The sequence below is a fragment of the Thalassotalea sp. 273M-4 genome (assembly GCF_041410465.1).
Taxonomy (GTDB): Bacteria; Pseudomonadota; Gammaproteobacteria; order Enterobacterales; family Alteromonadaceae; genus Thalassotalea_A; species Thalassotalea_A aquiviva.
In genome coordinates this window covers 2,240,563-2,259,578 of record NZ_CP166961.1, presented here as the reverse complement: position 1 = coordinate 2,259,578, position 19,016 = coordinate 2,240,563, and the positions used below count along the sequence as shown (strand labels likewise).

15 protein-coding genes are annotated in these 19,016 nt (G+C 40.6%); 10 read left to right on the top strand and 5 right to left on the bottom strand.

Annotated features, from left to right (window positions below):
* Positions 1-204 precede the first annotated feature (204 nt).
* From ACAY00_RS10225 to ACAY00_RS10200, 6 genes are all read left to right on the top strand, one after another.
* Positions 205-2,946: an EAL domain-containing protein gene (locus ACAY00_RS10225; protein WP_371373084.1), complete on the top strand. Its 2,742-nt coding sequence runs from the start codon at positions 205-207 to the stop codon at positions 2,944-2,946.
* A 155-nt stretch (positions 2,947-3,101) separates the two neighbouring features.
* A complete protein-coding gene (locus ACAY00_RS10220; protein WP_371373082.1) occupies positions 3,102-3,665 on the top strand; it encodes a hypothetical protein in 564 nt (187 codons plus the stop codon).
* Positions 3,666-3,997: 332 nt separating this feature from the next.
* Positions 3,998-4,261: a YfhL family 4Fe-4S dicluster ferredoxin gene (locus ACAY00_RS10215; RefSeq protein ID WP_371373080.1), complete on the top strand. Its 264-nt coding sequence runs from the start codon at positions 3,998-4,000 to the stop codon at positions 4,259-4,261.
* Between the two features lie 27 nt (positions 4,262-4,288).
* Positions 4,289-4,852 carry a TMEM165/GDT1 family protein gene (locus ACAY00_RS10210; RefSeq protein WP_371373078.1) on the top strand — a complete coding sequence of 188 codons (564 nt, stop codon included), beginning with the start codon at positions 4,289-4,291 and terminating at the stop codon, positions 4,850-4,852.
* A gap of 120 nt (positions 4,853-4,972) precedes the next feature.
* Positions 4,973-5,344, top strand: coding sequence for a ribosome recycling factor family protein (locus tag ACAY00_RS10205; protein WP_371373076.1), 372 nt, complete (start codon positions 4,973-4,975; stop codon positions 5,342-5,344).
* A gap of 349 nt (positions 5,345-5,693) precedes the next feature.
* Complete coding sequence (locus ACAY00_RS10200) at positions 5,694-6,473, top strand: DsbC family protein (protein ID WP_371373074.1); 780 nt, start codon at positions 5,694-5,696, stop codon at positions 6,471-6,473.
* 228 nt (positions 6,474-6,701) lie between these two features.
* Here the strand turns inward: ACAY00_RS10200 and srmB are convergent, their stop codons facing one another.
* The gene (srmB, locus tag ACAY00_RS10195; protein ID WP_371373072.1) at positions 6,702-7,970 is read right to left on the bottom strand and encodes an ATP-dependent RNA helicase SrmB; all 1,269 of its coding nucleotides are present in this window, start codon (positions 7,968-7,970) and stop codon (positions 6,702-6,704) included.
* Positions 7,971-8,089: 119 nt separating this feature from the next.
* On the bottom strand, positions 8,090-8,608 hold the full coding sequence (fldB, locus tag ACAY00_RS10190; protein ID WP_371373070.1) for a flavodoxin FldB: 519 nt from the start codon (positions 8,606-8,608) through the stop codon (positions 8,090-8,092).
* Positions 8,609-8,854: 246 nt separating this feature from the next.
* Here fldB and dsbC point away from each other — a divergent pair, with 246 nt between their 5' ends.
* Positions 8,855-9,622 carry a bifunctional protein-disulfide isomerase/oxidoreductase DsbC gene (gene dsbC, locus ACAY00_RS10185; protein WP_371373068.1) on the top strand — a complete coding sequence of 256 codons (768 nt, stop codon included), beginning with the start codon at positions 8,855-8,857 and terminating at the stop codon, positions 9,620-9,622.
* 134 nt (positions 9,623-9,756) lie between these two features.
* Here the strand turns inward: dsbC and ACAY00_RS10180 are convergent, their stop codons facing one another.
* Positions 9,757-10,170 (bottom strand): META domain-containing protein, encoded by a 414-nt coding sequence (locus tag ACAY00_RS10180; protein WP_371373066.1) that lies wholly within the window; start codon positions 10,168-10,170, stop codon positions 9,757-9,759.
* Positions 10,171-10,483: 313 nt separating this feature from the next.
* On the opposite strand from ACAY00_RS10180, the gene ACAY00_RS10175 reads away from it, so the two are divergent.
* Positions 10,484-11,761: a diguanylate cyclase gene (locus ACAY00_RS10175; protein ID WP_371373064.1), complete on the top strand. Its 1,278-nt coding sequence runs from the start codon at positions 10,484-10,486 to the stop codon at positions 11,759-11,761.
* A gap of 15 nt (positions 11,762-11,776) precedes the next feature.
* On the opposite strand, the gene ACAY00_RS10170 is transcribed toward ACAY00_RS10175, so the two are convergent.
* Entirely contained in the window at positions 11,777-12,127 is a 351-nt protein-coding gene (locus ACAY00_RS10170; RefSeq protein WP_371373062.1) for a DUF4870 family protein, read from the bottom strand.
* Between the two features lie 129 nt (positions 12,128-12,256).
* Positions 12,257-13,915 carry a cyanophycinase gene (locus tag ACAY00_RS10165; protein WP_371373060.1) on the bottom strand — a complete coding sequence of 553 codons (1,659 nt, stop codon included), beginning with the start codon at positions 13,913-13,915 and terminating at the stop codon, positions 12,257-12,259.
* A 637-nt stretch (positions 13,916-14,552) separates the two neighbouring features.
* Between ACAY00_RS10165 and ACAY00_RS10160 the strand changes: the two genes are divergently transcribed.
* Positions 14,553-17,459: a TonB-dependent receptor domain-containing protein gene (locus ACAY00_RS10160; RefSeq protein WP_371379684.1), complete on the top strand. Its 2,907-nt coding sequence runs from the start codon at positions 14,553-14,555 to the stop codon at positions 17,457-17,459.
* 108 nt (positions 17,460-17,567) lie between these two features.
* Positions 17,568-19,016: a putative basic amino acid antiporter YfcC gene (gene yfcC / locus ACAY00_RS10155; RefSeq protein ID WP_371373058.1), complete on the top strand. Its 1,449-nt coding sequence runs from the start codon at positions 17,568-17,570 to the stop codon at positions 19,014-19,016.

Sequence of the window (19,016 nt, the reverse complement as noted above, 5' to 3'; positions counted from 1 at the left end):
TGTCAATAACGTAACCAAGCACCATAAAGGACAAAAATCATTGTAAAACAATGCGCGAAGGGTTTTTTCAACTAATGTTAAGATAGTACTTTTTAAATAAAGCCGTTCTCATTTAACTTCAAATTAAGCTTTAACCATTAATTTATGCGTATAGAGTCTATTTTACTAACTGTTTTATGCTATCTCAGCATCATGACCGCGCCTTTGAGTAAAGAATTTATCGCCCCGGAGCTTGAAGCGAAAATCTCCCCTAAGTTGTCTAAAAGCGCACTGATTCTAAAAAATGACCTACTTGAAAAAATACAAAACCTAGATAAACAACTCTTATACGACACCTCTCAGCAACAAAACCCTGAAACTGTCGGGACAGAATACAGCCTAAAGTTTGACCCCGATGTTATGGCGTTGTATCAACAAATTTTGAATTCAGAGCAGCGCTTAGGGCGTTATCATACGGCTTATGTGCTTTATCACTTAGGTCGATTAAGTTTTAAGATACAATCTGATAATACCAAACTGATATATGAAGAAGCCCTAAATTTAATCGCTCCCAATGACTCAAATGCCTTGGTTGAATTATACCTTTTCATTCTTGAAGAGCATCTAGTCCATTTGTATACAGAGCAGCGTTACTTTGGCATTTATCAATGGAGTAAAAAAGGCATTGAAGCCTGTGAAAATGCCAAGGGGAAAAGTGCGTATACAGAGCACTACATCAGCGGTCTGCAAAACAGTTTGGCAACCGCCTATTTAAAGCTTAACTTGACAGATCAGGCAATCGAGCTGCTTAATCATATCATCGCAACTCAGCCAGAAAATCATTTAAGTGCGATTTTTGCTCAAAGTATTTTGGCCAGAACCTATGTCCAGTCAGGAAATACCGAACAAGGATACCAAGAGTTTCAAAAAGCGATTGCAAAAATTTTTTTAAACAAAGATTTTAATAACACCGCCTTATTGGGGGTTGATTTTTCACAAACCTTATGGGAATTCGGCGAGGAGGAGCTCGCGATACAGGTTAATAAGCAAATCCTTTCATACCTAAGTAATGGCGAAAGCCTGCCACTTATGTCACCTTATTACAAAGCTAAGTGGTTATATTGGCAGAGTTTTCTCTCATATAGTCAACGAGATTGGCCGGCGTTTAAACGTCATTACGACCAACTTCAGCCCTATTTTTCGCGTGTCGAAAGAGAGCATGCGGCGAATATATTCCAATATTTGGCTTTATATTATGAACAATTAGGCAATACCAATAAAGCTTTGCAAGCCATTGAACGCTCTATTATGAAACACTTTCGTTTGGCTAATTTTGACTTGGATAAATTAAACCCCGCGGACAGTTTATCAGCCAATAGCGCTGGAATACTTAAAACATACGCCCGTTTAATAGAGGCTCAAGGTCGAATAAATGAAGCCAACGATGTATTGTCAAATGCTACCCAAGTATTGCTCTATCAAAATAAAGTGGTAGCACAACAAGCGGCCAAAAATGCCTTGCGACGAAATCAAGTTTTATCTAACGAACGAGAAGCGAGGCGCAAAGATAAAGAAGCCTTTGCTATGCAGCAACGCAGGGTTTATGCGATATCGACAATTGTGGTGTTTGTGATTCTCACAACGGCTATTGTGTATTATTTTTACCGGCGTAAAGAGTACTACCAAAGGTTATCGTTATTAGACTTTGTGACTCAGCTACCCAACTTTAAAAAGTTAGAACAAGATTATCAGCACAATACCCATGGCAGCCGAATTTGTTATATCAACATCAAAGGGCATAACTTTCATGGCGATTTACTGAGTCAACAAAAGTTACAGCAAAAAGCGGCGGTGTTTAGCGATGTTATCAACCAAGTGATTGGGCCAGACCAGGTGTATGTATATTATTTAGGGGGAAATAATTACGCCTTATTAATTGAAGGACACCCCCTTACATCAAAGCAATTGACAATATTTAGCAGTGATATTCAACATGCTTTTAATCAAGCCATCTATCCAGGCGCCAGCACTCAAGTGCTGTGGTTAAAGTTTGTCTGGTCTCCTTGTCTGATAAACCATAAACCAAAATTTAAACCGCTAACCTCTGATTTATCCTTTGTCCTTTACGGTCCGGAGTTTACCGCAGAAAATAATATCTTTGAACTTGATCAAGCGTTAAGTCAAACGGTCTCGACAAGGCGAGGTCTGCAAAAGAAATTAAGCCAAAGCTCTCGACAAGACTATCTTGATTTTTCATTGGTGTTCCAACCTAAATATGATGTCGTTAATCAGCGTTTTTATGGGGCAGAAACGTTATTGCGATGGCATCCTAATGGCCAGCCAATTGGGCCTAATATATTTATCCCTATAATGGAGCAATCTGGCTTAATGGTTTCCGCCGGAGAATGGGTAATTCGGCAAGCATTGGCAAACTTTCAACGACTGAATGTTGATCATAACGATGACTTTGTTGTTTCCATTAATGTTTCACCACGGCAGTTGGTTGATGTGGAGCGTTTTGTCAGTTATTTAAAACAACAACTCATCGTTAATAAAGTAAGGCCACATCAAGTTGAGTTAGAAATCACCGAAGAAGCTCAATTTCACAACCAAGACCTCGCACTTGATGCGATAAAAGCCCTTGGTTGTCGGGTTAGCATTGATGATTTTGGGTCGGGGTATGCGTCGATTAACTACCTTTTAGACGAAAAGTATCACTGCGCTAAGGTCGATCGATCTTTAACTTCGCAAGTGCTTTGCTCAAGTGGGTATAATGTTTTGCTGTCTATTTTTACTTTGTTTGAGTCGTTGCAGTTAGACTCCGTGGTTGAAGGGGTTGAAACAGAAGCCGAATTGAAGCAACTAGTGTCTTTAGGTTTTACACATTTTCAAGGTTACTATTTTGCCAAACCGATGACCATCAATGACTTTATTGACTTTTGCCAACAACACCAAAAACCTGCCTAACATTAAATTCTAAACCTTGCTTTTACAACCTAACCCCAAAGTCAGCTCTATCTCGCTTTGTGTTTTTCCGGAGCGGGTATGTTAATTAGCCTATATTGTCCTATGCTGTTAGACGTAACGATAAATTTCTTTTCATTGGTAAATGGTGGATCAATATGAAAATAGCGTACCTATTAATTATTTTGGCTTTTGGTTTTAATTTTTACTCCGCGCCCTCGCAGGCCTTTGCAAGCTCAAGTATGGCGTCCCAAGAGAGTAAACAAGAAGTAGAAAAAGCCAAGCGTGAAGCAGAAAAAAAATTAAACAGAGAAAATGCTAAGGCTAAACGAGAAGCGATTAAAGAAAAGGAAGAGTACAACAAAGAATTTAGAGATGAAAAAGCCGACGCAAAGCGCAAGGCTCAAAAAGAAAAAGATAAATACAATAAAGACTATCAAAAAGAAAAAACAAAATCGCAACGCGAAGCGAGCAAGGAAAAACGGAAATACGATAAAGAATATCGTAAAGAAAAAGCCCGTGCAGAGCGTGAGGCACGCAAAGAAAGTGGCGAGTACGATAGGGAGTATCGAAAAGAACAAGACAAGTTGGACAAAGAATGGCGTAAAGAAGAAAAGGATTTAGACAAAGAAGCCAACAAAAAAGCGAAAGAAGCGGGTAAAGAAAAACAGAAACTTGAAAAAGAATTGAAAAAAAAGAAACAAGAAATAGAAGAGCAATAAGTTAAGCTCAATAAATCGTTAAAGCCATAATAAGCTCTTGGGTGTGACAACTAAAGAGCTTGTTTTTTTAGCCGTTAAAATAGCATATGAGGGATTTTAAATTTTAACGCTGGTTGCACTTTGTTTTTAAATTTTTTTAGATTTAACGATATTAACGTGTTACATAAAATTTCAATTTCAAAATTTGTGTTACTGTTTTGTCTTTTTGATCTGTTACAATAATGCCCTTGTTAGCTTTATGTTTCATTAAAATTAGGTTTAATTGTCGGCTTGTGTCGTGATAGTGTTTATCACGATAAAAGCATGCGTTTACATTAAGAGAAGTCCGATAAATGGCATTAAAAATTTTAGCCACTTGCATCAATTGTGATATGTGCGATCCTGAGTGTCCAAACACTGCAATCTCTTTGGGTGATGAAATTTATGAAATTGATCCCAATAAATGTACTGAGTGTGTTGGTCATTATGATAAGCCACAATGTGTGATTGCGTGCCCTATCGATTGTATTAAGCCTGATCCCGAATACGTTGAATCTGAAGAAGATTTACTCGTTAAGTGTTTTCAAATGCATGGTATCCCAGACGATGCCGCTTAACCTACCTTCGTTGTAATTGTTAAATATATGTCGGCAGTACTTTCCTTTTTATTGATTTTTTTGGCCGAAATGGGCGATAAGAGTCAGCTTGTTTGTATGACCCTAGCGGCTAAGCATAAGCCTAAACCGGTATTTTTTGGGGCTTTATTGGCGTTTATGTTGTTAAATGCGATAGCGGTTGTTTTTGCGGGAACTTTGGCCACTGTGTTACCGATGAATGTTATTACGGCGGTAGCGGCATTACTTTTTACTGTTTTTGGTTTGCATAGTTTATTAAGTAGCGAAGAGGGTGATGAAGACGTTAAAGCGAAAGTAACGAAAGGCATTTTTTTCAGTGCTTTACTGCTTATTTTTGTCGCAGAACTTGGTGATAAAACACAGTTGGCCATAGCGACTTTAAGCATTACTCAGCCTCCGATGACCATTTGGCTAACATCGACTTTGGCATTGGCATTAACAACCGCTCTTGGAGTTTTTGCCGGACAAAAATTGTTGACAAAAATATCGACCAACACATTGCATAGGGTCAGTGGCATGTTGTTTTTGTTGTTTGCACTCTTTGCGTGGATAGAGTTTTTTCGACTCTGGTAACCAAACTTGGCAAGAGCATTTTGTCGAATTATTGCACTCTCATTGGCTAACGTATCCTACCTTGTTTTGTTTATATGTTGCTTGATATACTAAGGTTTTTATCGCTAGAGAGAGGATTTTGTGGCGAGCGTTTGTCATATTTTATTGCCTTCCTTTTTACGTCGCGCATTAAGAGCCTTTGAGTTAAAGGCATTAATTCGTAGCTCTGGCTGTGAATTGTCTCGAATTGGGCGTTCTCGTAATTGGCGATTGTCGGCAACGCGCGAGCAAATGAGTGAGATCATTGAAAAGATCCACCAATCCGACGAGGCCAGTTGGCAATGGCTTATTCCGTTACTGGAAAAAAACAAAGGTAATTTCACCCAAACTGAATTACTGAATTTGGTTCGACGCAACCCTCAAATTAGTGTAAACGAACTGGTTATCATGGCCAATTGCACCATTGCTGAAGCTAGAAAAGCAATTGATGTATATGAATGGGGCGAGTCTTAAAGTCTTTCTTGGCGCGAACCATCCAGTTGATAGTTCAATTATTTTTTAACACGTCAAGTTCTCCTGCGCCATAATTTATCTCATCTAGATATCAACGAAAGAATCTTTACTAGAAAAATCAGCCTCATTTCGTCATACTCCTCTGGCAGTGTCTAGACTAAATTCAACAACGTATCTTAATTAATTGTTTGTTTTAAATAATAGACTTAAAAATAAAATAGCTCTACGGACTGGTTTTATCTGCTATGTTGAATAGATGGGGCAGTAATATTGTCTAAGTTAGAAAGTGAAAATGATAAGTGGATACGCAAGTAAACGCTTTAAAAAGAAATAATGAGGTATACCTAGAATGAAAAAAGCAATTAAATTTGCGGCTGTCGCACTTATGGCCACGGCTTTTGTTAGTAATGCAAACGACTCTCAATCCGAGTTTGATTCGGTTAAACAGGCAATTAAAAGCAACCCCAATCTTTCTAAAGTTCGAAATATTCAAGTTATTAGAAAAATTGATACCCCAAGCTCATTATCGGGTTTTTATGAAGTGAATATTGATGGGCAAAACCTAATATTAGATAAAGATGCCAAATATGCTGTTATCGGTGATGTTTTCAACTTAGAAGAAATGGTTAACTTATCTGCCCAAGCTCGCTCAGGCCTTATGGCGAAAAAAGCCAGTGCGGCAATATCAAAGCTTTCTAACGATGATTTTATCTCTTATAAACCGCAAGGGGATGTAAAAGGTAGCCTTTACGTGTTCACTGATCCGACATGTGGTTACTGTCAACGACTTCATAATGAAATTAATGAATATTTAGAAAACGGTGTCGAAGTAAAATATATCCCATACCCACGTAGCGGTTACTTTAATCAAAAAGCCAAAGGCTTTACTAAAACCGCACAAATATGGTGTGCTGATGATAGACAAGAAGCATTGACCTTTATTAAAAGCGGTGGCGATGAGTCGAAATACAGCCAGGAAAATTACCCTAATACATGTACCGACGCCATTAAACGTGGCTATGATGCAGGTCGAGAAATTGGTTTAACAGGAACGCCATTTTTATACCTTAGCAATGGCATATCTATTCCTGGTTATCAACCAGCAGGCGATGTGTCAAAATTGTTTTAAGCTCTAAACTAAAGTGGCTTAATTAGTCGCTTAATTTAGCCTTAACCTTTTGGTGCACTTTTGCTCTGCTAGATTAAGCACAAAAGATGTTGGCGCCAGTCAAAGACAAGATTGATCTTCTAGGAAGGTTTTACAATACCCCGTAAAAGGCTTTCTCGTTGTCATCGGCATTAAAAAAGGACCTTATTCAGGTCCTTTTTGTTATGCAAAGATTGGTGCAGAAATATTTTATTTATCCGCTTTCTTCTTAGATTTTTTAGCACGTTTTGCTTTTCGAGCGATGCGTTGTTTCTTAGTTAAACCCGCATTTTTCTTGGTGCTTTTGGTTTTATTCTTCTTAACGGGGACACGCGCCTCTTTGTTTTGAGGGCGTAACTCGTCAATAACGCGACGACTTAAGCGTTCATCAATGTAGCGTTCTATTTTCGCCACCGATGCCATATCATGAGCTTCAACTAATGAAATCGCAGTGCCTTTTTTACCCGCACGTCCAGTACGGCCAATACGGTGTACGTAAATATCGGCTTTTCGTGGCATATCAAAATTAATCACATGAGTGACATCGTCAATATCTAAACCACGAGCAGCAACATCGGTTGCGACCAAAATATTTACTGCGCCATCTTTTACTCGTTCAACCGCTTTGTTGCGCTTATCTTGTGGCATTTCGCCTTCAAGCCAGGCATTTGGTAAGTCTTGACTTTGTAACAACCCTGCCAAGGATTGCACGGTTTCTCGTTTATTCGCAAAGACGATAGCGCGCTTAACCTGTTCCTGCTTTAAGATATTAACTAATAACGCCAATTTATGTTGACGATCGTCGGCTAAATGAATCCATTGATGAGTTTTGGCTTTTTCTTTGCGCGACGGATCTGATTCTAAAAATACCGGATCATTGAGAATGTCTTTTGAGAATCGAATAATACCCGCACCGGCTAAAGTTGCTGAGAATAACAGCGTTTGTTTACGCCATCTTGCTTCACCAGCGATACGGTTTATGTTGTCTGAAAAGCCCATATCAAGCATCCGGTCAGCTTCATCTAATACCAGAATTTCGATGTCTCTGGCATCAAATTGTTCGTTTTCTATGTATTCAAGTAATCGACCCGGTGTGGCAATTAGCATATCGGTCGTTTGGGTTAATATCTCTTTATGTGAGCCGTAGTTAACCCCACCGGTTATGAGACCAATTTTAATCTTGGTTAACTCGGTCAGTAATTGTGCTTGCTCAAAGATTTGGGTCGCTAATTCGCGTGTTGGCGCTAAGATAAGAACCCGAGGAAACCCTGGTTTCGTTCTTGGATAATCCAATAAATGCTGGGCACAAGGTAAGATAAACGATGCTGTTTTGCCGGTACCTGTTGGCGCAGACGCCAACACATCTTTGCCTGCCATCGCTTCGGGCAAGACCAACTGTTGAATGGATGTTGGTTTTTTGAAACCGGCTTTTTGTGTGCCAGCAACGAGTTCATCATCTAGATCAAACTGATTAAACATGAATTGAAAGTACCTTAGAATTGGTTAAAGGGTGGTTTAGTCATTAAACTCAGAAACGAATTATAGCCGTTACCTATAGGTTTATCTAAACTGAAAGCGAAATAACAAGGACTGATTGGTTAATCAAGTTCAGCAAGTTCTTCCATTAATTGTTCGCACCACTGTGCGATACGTTGATCGGTTAAGTCGTATTGGGTTTCATCATCTAATGATAAACCAACAAAAAACTCGCCGTCTTCGGTGAGGGCTTTAGAGTGTTCAAATTCATACCCTTCATTTGGCCAGTAACCAATGATGGTCGCCCCTTGTGGCAATATGTGGTCATGTAACATCCCCAACGCATCTTGAAACCACTGACTGTAACCTACTTGATCGCCAAGACCAAAAAGGGCGAGGGTTTTTCCGGTCAGATTAAGTTGACTCACATCTTGCCAATGCGATTCCCAGTCTTCTTGTAACTCACCAAAATCCCATGTTGAGATGCCAAAAATTAACACATCATAATCCAAACATGCTGTTAACGAAGTGTCTTTAATATTATGCAGCTGAACCATCGATGCACCTAAATTAGCCTGAATTTTTTCTGCAGCCATTTCAGTGTAGCAAGTGGTTGAACCGTAAAATAAACCGATTTTCATAGTTTGGATAAAGCCTGTCGTTAAATGCCGGCGATTTTAACAGAAACTGAGTAATAAACTAAAGGTTTTACGTAAATTTTATCCTCTTTGTGAACAAGGCATCTCATATCAGCAAGTTTTATGTTATAAACCATGCTCTAGTTCATTTACTTACTTTGAACCTGGATGCCTGCAGCACAGTTAAGAGCATGGTTGGTATTGTGTAAAATTAAATGAGCAAAACGTTAACATATCTAGGAAGATATAATGTTGAAAAAACACCTCGCGATCTTAATGAGCGCAATATTCATTGCCATTTTCACCGCCGTATTGATGGCATCAGAATCTGAGACAGAGTCTAATAATGTCAAATCGGCTGTTAACGGTGATGTTGAGTCTAAAATTGTAAAAGGGCTGGCGAAGTTAGGTTTAAAGGTTGAGTCCATTAACCCTTCAGCCATGGCTCAAGTGTATGAAGTGTTTACCAGCGGTGGCTTATTTTATACGAATGACGATGCAAGTAAGTTTATTCGAGGAAACATGTTTGAGCTTAACGGATCTGGGCTAAACAACGTAACCGAAAAGTCATTAATGCAAATTCGCCTCAATGGGATGGACTCATTTAAAGAGTCGATGATTGTTTATCCGGCGGCCAACGAAAAATATCAGGTGACGGTATTCACCGACTTGTCATGTGGCTATTGCCGTAAGTTTCATGCCGATATTGAAGACTATAACGCCTTAGGTATCACCGTTCGTTATTTGGCTTTTCCACGCGCAGGAATTAACAGTAAGGCTTTTAAAGCGCTTGAAAACATTTGGTGTGCTGAACAACCACAACAGGCAATGGACATGGGCAAAGCGGGGAAAACTCTGCCATCAAATTCGTGTGCACAACCTATTGCGGAACAATTCTACTTTGGTCGAAATATTGGGGTGACAGGGACACCAGCGATGATCCTTGAAGATGGCACTATGTTGGCCGGTTACCACCAACCCAAAGCACTGGCAAAAATCTTATATCAATCCCAATAAGGTTTTGCGCTATCAGCCAAGCAAATACGTTAAAACGGCAGATGGTAAATAAGTTGTTTCAAAAAAGCACCAATAGAGTCAGCTCTTTTGGTGCTTTTTATCTGCTGCAGCCAATAAAGGCATTTAGCTATATCTTAACCACGAGTGAGTTCAAGCAATACATCGCCATTGCTACTGGTTAATTGCAACTTACCCGAACGTATTTGCGCACCTGCAACTGACTTTAATTGCTCCATAAAATACAGTTCTATCTCATTGTTTTCTTGGCATAACATTTTCGTCATTCCCATTTTAGAAAAACTGAGCTTGCCATCAGATAAGTCGTACTGACCAAAGTATCGGTTACAACCGGCAAATCCATTTATGCTTTGTTTAGTTGAGTCAAAGTTTAACGTAATGGGTTCATCTCCTTGAACTTGCAATGTTTCATTACCGGTAAAAGAAGCTAATTGCCAGTTGCCCGCTAATTCAGACGTTTTAATTGGGGCCGGAGAGCAGGCTGTCAAAAGCATGCTAAAAATAACAGCTAAAGCTAAAACTAATTTCATCTCTTTCTCTCTATGTTCATCATTACCCATATGTTGAGGGTAAAAGGGTGGGTTGCTATTCGTATGTGAGTGCTTTTAATAATGGCATATTTTTGACGTTTTCTAGAACTACAACGATCTTTTTTTAAATGATCTGTTATCACCAAGTTTGAATAATTAGCCGTTTGAGGAAACCTTTTAGCAATTAAATGTTGAAAGGGAGTTAATTGAGCATTTAGCCAACGTATTTAGCACACCATATTCTACACTTAAGTCTGTGTTACTAAAATACTTTCCTTGTTGCTTAACGCTATTGATATATCACTAAGGCATTATGACAATCATTAATTCTCTTTTAAGGAATCTTGACAAAATCCACGCCCCTTATTACGGCGCTTTAATTCACCGTAACTTTAAAGTTTTAAAAGTGGATGAAGGCTACGCGAAAAAATTGGGCTTTAAAGATGCCAATGAAGTTCTTCATTTGAGCTCGTATCTAAGTTTATTGCCTGCTCAACAGCATCAAATATGTAAAGAACGGCAGCAAAAAATACTGCAAAAAGACATTCCATTTGGCGTTAGCTTGGTCAGTCACCTTGGGCCGACAAAACAAGTACATGATGTTTTAAGTATCGAAATGTTTATTGAGTTTGAGGGTCAAGGTGCTATTGAAGTGGCGGTGATTGATGTAACTGACTTAGTCCAAGCACAAAAACAACTCGTGGATATAGAAGAGCGGTATCAGCAATTGGTTGAGAGCTCGATGCAAGCGATATTAGTGCATGATAACTTTAAGCCCATTTTTTGTAATCAAGCATACGCCACTATGGTTGGTTGTGACTCTGCCGATACGGTAATGTCTTTGCCCTCTATTTTACCGTTTATTCCTAAAGAAGAGCAGGCCAGAGCAAAACTCGAATATAACAAGTTAATAAGTGGTGAAGTGGACTCTTTGCAGTATGAAAAGCCTAATATCACCGTACAAGGTGAAAAAATTTGGGTTAATTTGATCTCTAAAAGAATTGATTGGCGAGGTAAATTTGCCGTGCTAGTCTCGCTTGTCGATATTACCGATAAATATTTACTGCAGCAAAAAATAACCCACCAAGCCACTTTCGATGGCCTCACCCAAGTCTTAAATCGCGCGTCGTTGGTTGAAAAAATTGAACAAGAAATCGCCCTCGCAATAAAACATAATCAGCCTCTGTCTTGTGTTATGGTCGACTTGGATAATTTTAAAGCCATTAACGACACTTATGGCCATGAAATGGGCGATGAAGTATTGAAAAAATTTAGTTTCCATTGTCAAAGTTGGCTTCGACGAAGTGATTTAATGGGGCGTTGGGGGGGCGATGAATTTTTATTGGTTCTGCCTGGAGAAACAGGTGACGTTGCTTTTCAATTAGCCAATCGATTGATCACTAAAATAGCCAATCTATCGGTTGAAGTTCACGGGGTTAAACTACACTTTAGTACCAGTATGGGCGTTGCAGAGCTTGATGTAGAACATCATGATTTAAGCGCTATTGTCGCCAAGGCCGACATCGCTTTGTACCGAGCAAAGCGAGCCGGAAAAAATCGGGTTGCATTTAACAACAACCCCATTATTTGATATTGGGCGCTGCGGTTAAAACATCCACGTTTTTACGTTAGCTACTGGTAAGTCGGCATCAAGGGCTTGATAGCCTTTCACGCATCGTACAACCAACCATATAATCCAAAATAACCACAGTAACCATCCTATCAATACCAAGGTCAGTAGTGTCGCCACAATCATAAAAACAGCACCAATCCAGAAGGTTCGAATTTGAAATTGATAATGGGATTTTAACCATTCTGGCGCTTCACTCTTGTTGATATACGCAATAATAACCCCAACTAGGCCTGTGATCCCAAAAAACAGCCCCGCAACGTAAAGCACATAAACCAGTTTTGCTGCCCCAATTGTTGGTTCAGCTCGTTCAGCTACATCGCTCATTTCCCCACCTTTGCTTAATCTTAATCAATCTATGCCCCGTTAATATCACACAAATTTATCGGGTTGTGAATGGGTGTTTAATAAAAGGTTATTAATTTTTTAGGTTGCTTGGTCAGCGCCGGCTTCTGTTTATAAAAATAAAGCCAAATTTTGATAAGAGCAGAGTGGCTGTTGTCGCTCGTCACTCGGTTGTTTCGCGCTTATCACGGCTTTGCTTGCTTTAAAATTAGCACTGCTCGATAAAGTGATCTCTTTGCGCTGTTGTTTAAAATCAAATGCCGCTTTAGCGCTGTAAAATTCACCTAAACACAATCTATTAGCCCATTGTTGATAGTTTGTTTGGGAAAAAATATTGTCAGTCACTTCGGTTGTTTGCTGTGCTGATTTAGGCACTGCTTGTTTGATATCAGCAAATGTCATGGTTAATTTATTGGATGCTAGGGTGGCAAAGTCGTGCGCGGTTAAATAGTGGGTTGTAAGCTGATCCTGTTTGTCCATTACGCTATTTTCAATAATGAAAACCCCAGCTTTGCCTAAAACATCTAACTGAATGGATTGGTTGGTATTATTTTTTGACACCACTAAAGCGGTAGCTTCATCAACCCCGAAGGCGTATTTAGCACCCGTGTGTTTGGTTAATACGGCTAATCGTCCTTGTCTACCACGCTCACTAAAGTGGGTATCTAAGATGCCATAATCAAATAATCCCAAGCCGCCAGTTGAATTGTAGGTCAGATCTGAATGGCGTAAATCTAGATCACAGCGATTTGACTTTTGACAGCCTTCGGTCGGTAGCACATCGGCTTTTGCGCCTCTAAAAATGGCGTCTTCACTGCGTCCATTGGTGATCATGACGGTGTTTGGGTATTGCTTACTCGCGCCCGACATCACCGCAGTGCCGGCACTGGTGCCACCAATTAAGATATTATTCTGGGCGAGTCGTTGCTTAATAATCGATAGAATTTCGGAGTCACTACCATCATTATTTTTAAAGGCTTTATTGGTCAGTGATTGATCACCTCCGTTAATGAAAATACCATCAACAGATGCGACAAGTTGCTTTACCGCACTTTGATTGAGACACGTATTGATTTGCTTTTCGACTAAATCTGGGTAGACCGCTTGTCTATTGTACGAACCGTTGTGCTTGAGTCGATAAGAATCAATGCGTTGACAGTGCTGAGCTAAATCCCCATCCATTTGCCAAACGGCTTGTAAGGTAGCATCAAGCGGTAACCAGTAGGCATTAGCCCCTGCTTGGGTAAACGCTTGTTGATAAAAATCTGCCGCCTCAAAAGGGTCACGTGCAGACGCCGTTAAGACCAAAATATTAGGTTTACTCGCTTTCGATTTTTTGCCTGCTAAGCGAACAAACTCTTGGTATAAAAAAACGCTATGAGAATCTTTTGATTGGGTTAAAAACACTTTTTCTTTTAATCGTTTATTCGCCTGTGTATCAACGACCGCCACTTCTAACACATCAAGCAATAGATAATATTCAGGATCTGATAGGGCTGGGATCATGCCTTTGAGGTCAAATTGTTTGAAATAAGATCTTAGTTGATTTTTGCTCAGTGATGCTTGCTTGCTGTGTTTTTTTATTTGCTTTAACAATGACAACAAGCCTTGATGGTATTGCGCTGGATAGTGGGGGATAAGCAAACCGCGTAGCTGTTCAATTTTGCTATTGTTTACTTTAAACAGGGGGCCCGATTTACCCTGTTTTAGCTCGCTCGTCGATGGGCTTATCTGTTGTCTATCACTTTTTTCACACTGTGATTGATTCATACTTGAACATGTTTTTAGACCACCGCCGACTAAAAATAGTTGCTCATTGGAGGCTGAATACGAAACATGAGAAGTCGTTAATATAAGCGAAGATATGATTATTTTTAATGATTTTATACGCATTTTCGGTCACCGTTTGCAAAAAAACTCAATCCAAGTAAATAAAATGTAATTACCTTGTTGACTTTTTTTTGCAACGAGGGTAATAATTTTATTAACTATTTCTTCAACCTTAACTGTTGCCAAACTGAATAAAGTTGAATAACGAACGAAGACCTTTTTTATATGTACCGTAAAGTAAACTCGCTTACAACATATAACGACTCAAATTTCCATCTTTCTGAGTGGTTTGACGAATAAGACTTGAAACTTCTGTTTCAAGGATTGGCTCAAACTCGCCTTTCTTTTTAATTAAAAACTAATTTAATCCTGAATTTCATAATTACTGGCATCGTTGTTTGTGTGCTGTGATTTTAATCAAAAAATACAATAAAGATCGCTGATAAATCCTTTAACTGTTTAATTAAAGAACATGTTTGAGCAACCTGAATCGATAGTTATGTTATTCAAGTTATACGTTAAGAATCCAAATTTAAAAAACATAAAAACACTATAAATCAGGGAGTTAATTATGAAGATGTTTAACAAATCGCTCATCGCCTTAACTGTGATCAGCGTCTCTAACCTAGCGGTTGCACAGAGCGCTGAGACGAATACATCCGAAATAGAAAAAATTACCGTGACCGGTTCTCAAATCAAGGGGGTCGATCTTGAGGGGGCACAACCACTCGTTATTATTGACAGTGAAGCGATTAAACGTTCAGGCGCCAGTAGCGTTTCAGAGCTGATGCTGCAATTAGGACAAACTCGTGGTGGTGATGGTTCGTTTAGTACCTCAGAATCGGGCGCGCTTTCCACCTCAACACCGGCAGGACAAGCAGCTGCATCACTTCGTGGCTTAGGCCCATCCGCGACCTTAACCTTAATTAACGGTCGCCGCGTTGCCGCAAGCTCTTTTGCCGCTGGCACGCAAAATTTTGTTGATATCAACAGCATTCCACTTGCCGCGATTGAGCGCGTTGAAGTACTGGCAACGGGGGCATCTGCAACCTATGGTGCCGATGCCGTTGCTGGTGTTATCAACTACATTTTAAAGAAAAACTATCAAGGCGCAGAATTAAATGTCTCGCAAGCAGACAGTTTTGAATCCTCTAGTGAGGGGAAAACCAACATTAACTTTATTTTTGGTACCAGCCTTGCTGACGGCAATTTGACCGTTTTTGGTGACTATTACAAACGCGAAGAATTTACCGCTCAAGATCGTGACTTTACCAAGTCGCCGTTGCTTGAGTCTTCATACTCTTACTTACCTAAAAATACGCCAAACATTTACTACTGGTCAGCAAAAGATGGCAATGAAATTGCCAACCCTAATTGTAAGACCGATTTAGTTACCACCGAATATGGTGAACAAATCTGTGCCTATTATCGTAATGAAGACGATGTTTTATTACCAGAGCTAGAAAGCGCTTCGGCCGGGTTTACCTACTCAAAAGAGATTGGTGAGATGTTCTGGAATACCGACTTTTTCTACTCACATTCAGAGTCTGTGGCTAAATCATCACCTTCAGCTATTTTAGATCTGGACGACGATGACGGCCCTTGGGTAAATGAAACGGCGCTGGAAATTTTCCCACAAGAGGTGCAAGATCAACTCTTTGATGCGATCTGGATTGATCCATATTACACCCAAGCTGATCAAAAACTTTGGGGCTTTAAATACGATGCACGATTTGCTACCCCAAGAACAGTTGAAGTAAGCACAGATGCGTTTCGTTTGGTGTCAACATTATCGGGTCAGTGGAATGATTGGGATTGGGAAACCGGCGTCACTCTTTCAAAGTCTGAGTCTGAGCAAGTCGCTATTGCGGGGGTTTACAATCGTTACAAGTATACCGCAGCGGTAGATGGCGAGTTGTGCTCAGATGGCACTTTAGCGTCTTATGATGGAGATACTGTATCATGTGCAAGCGGCAGCTTGCTGGGTATGTACAACCCATTTTTAGAAGGGGATGCAAACAATGACGCCATTTTAGCTCGGGCGCAAGAGAAACCAACTCGTGACGGTGAAAGTACGGTTTATGGTTGGGATGCGCGCTTATCTGGTGAGTTATTCGAATTTAACCAGCACATGGTCAGCGCCGCCTTTGGGATGGAAGTGCGCAAAGAAGAAATTACGGATGTACCATCATTAAATGCGCGTGCTCGTTCAGAAAATGACTACCTTGTTGATGTCTTTGGTTTTGGTTCGTCTTTCTCTGAAGCCGACCGCACACAATGGGCATCGTTTGCCGAGCTTTACTGGCCTTTAACCGATCAGTTAGAGATGCAACTTGCCGGTCGTTACGATAATTACGATGACTTTGGTGATACCTTTAATCCCAAAGTGGCACTAACGTATCGCCCTATCGATTCGTTAGTTGTGCGTGCCTCTTGGTCAACCGCCTTTAGAGCGCCAAGTTTAACCCAAGCAGGGGTCAAACTAAGAGCAACAACGGCTACTTATGACTGTGGTGCAAATCCAGCGGTTGCTGACTTGTACTGTGAAGGCTATGGCGATGAGCGTAGCCCGAACGTATTGGAGCTTGGAAATGCAAACTTAAGCCCAGAAGAGTCTGAGTCGGTAAGCTTAGGTTTTGCCTACAGCCCAACAGCCAATATCAATGTGTCACTTGATTACTGGGCATTTGAGCATGAAGATCTGGTTGATACCGATATGACGCAATTACTGGATCGCGCGTTAACGGACGCTTCGGTTCGTTTTTGTGGCTTGGTTCCTGAAGGTGAAATCGGGGTGTCTTATGATCCCTACCTTTGTGATGTTACCGACCAAGCTGGTTTAACCATTGAAGATCAAGGTGCTAACTTAAATGAAATTTTAGATGCCTGGATTGACTATGATGATCCGCGTTATTATGAGTTACCTTTATACCGTGACCATGTTATTCAGTTAATGAATACAGGTAAGCAAGAAGTAAGTGGCCTTGACTTTAAATACGATCACAGCGTTATCCTTGGTGAGGGCAAGCTAACCTTAGCCTTTGATGCCACCCATTACTTAAAGTTTGATCGTAACCGACCAAGCACGGATGAAGTGGAAGCGTTAATTGGCACATGGCGCTACCCAGAAAATATCGCCAACCTTCGTTTAGGTTGGGTTGGTGAACACTTCTATTCAAGCATCAGTGCACAATTTACCGACAGCTATAAAGACGATATAGCTGGTATGCGCGGTCGCAACATCGATGAACTTGAAGAGTTAGGTGTGCTAGACAGTAATGGCGAACGTGATGTAGATAGTTGGACCAAAATCAACCTAAATATGGGGTACGATTTTGCAGACTTTAACATCAACTTGAGCATGAATAACGTGCTTGACGAAGAGCCCCCTGTCGCTTACGGCTCAAGCCGTGGTTTTGACTCGATTAACCACGACGCTTTAGGCGCTAACTACCGCTTATCTTTCACCTATTTCATGAAGTAAGCGTGACGGCAAAGTCCATTAGGGCTTTGCCGATTTATGACTATCAAGTTTCATTTTAAAAGCGCTTATTGTGTATAATGAGCGCTCCTAACCTATAGCTACATAATCATGACGACAACCACATATACCTCATCCGTGAGCAGTTCAAAGCGGATGCCCGATGCTTTTATTATTTTGTTTTTTGTGGTGGTATTCGCTGCCGTATTAACGCATTTGGTGCCTGCTGGAAAGTTTAGCCTCAGTGCAGCAACCCCAACACAAGAAGCGACCTTAATCGCGGATAGCTTTACTTTAAATGACACCAGCCAAGGTGTGCCTTTGTTTGCCGAGCAAGGCGGGGTTGGTTTTTTTAACTTTGCCTTTGAAGGCATGGTGTCTGGCAGTAAATGGGGCAGTGCCATTGGGGTGATGATGTTTATCTTGATCACCGGCGGTGCCTTTGGCGTGGTAATGAAAACAGGCGCCATTAACAATGGTATATTGGCCTTGATTTACAGGGTAAAAAAAGCTGAAACTCTATTTATTCCGATATTATTTATTCTCTTTTCGTTGGCCGGTGCGGTCTTTGGTATGGGGGAGGAGGCCATTGCCTTTTGTATTGTCTTACTGCCCCTTATGCGCGCGCTAGGTTATGACAACATCACAACAGTGATGGTCACCTATGTTGCCACTCAAATTGGCTTTGCCACCTCTTGGATGAACCCTTTTAGTGTGGCAATAGCCCAAGGTATTGCCGATGTACCATTGTTATCGGGTGCTGAGTTTCGTATGGTTTGTTGGTTAGTCTTTACCGTATTTGGCACTGTCTTTACCATGCGCTACGCCCATTCGATAAAAGCAGAAAAACAACAAAGTGGTGAGCTGGGCCAATCGACAATGCCCTCGTTTCAATTAATTGATGGCGTGGTTTTATTGGCCTTTTTAGCCACCATTATTTGGGTTATCTGGGGGGTGACAGCAAGAGGCTATTACATTCCCGAGCTTGCCAGTCAGTTTTTTACAATGGCGTGTGTGATTGGCGTTATCAGCGTCATCGGAAAACGTTTAGATATTCATCAAGTATCCGATGCCTTTCAACAAGGGGCAAAAGATCTTTTGCCTGCAGCCTTGATTGTAGGAATGGCCAAGGGCATAGTTATTTTACTTGGTGGCGATAATCCCGCTGAGTTTTCGGTGCTCAATACCATTCTTTATGGCGCTAGTGAAGCGATTGGCGATTTGCCCAAGCAATTAAGCGCGCTTTGCATGTTGTTATTTCAATCGGTATTTAACTTTTTCATTGCTTCAGGCTCTGGGCAAGCGGCCTTAACCATGCCGTTAATGGCGCCATTATCGGATTTAATTGGGATCTCACGCCAAGTTGCCGTATTGGCGTTTCAACTTGGAGATGGTTTAACCAATATTATTATCCCAACGTCAGCTTCGCTTATTGGCTGTCTTGGGGTGGCGAAAATCGACTGGTTGGTTTGGGCCAAATTTGTTTATAAGTTTTTATTGGCACTTATTCTTCTTTCAGCGACTACTATGGTGGTGGCTGTGAGCATACAATTTTCATAG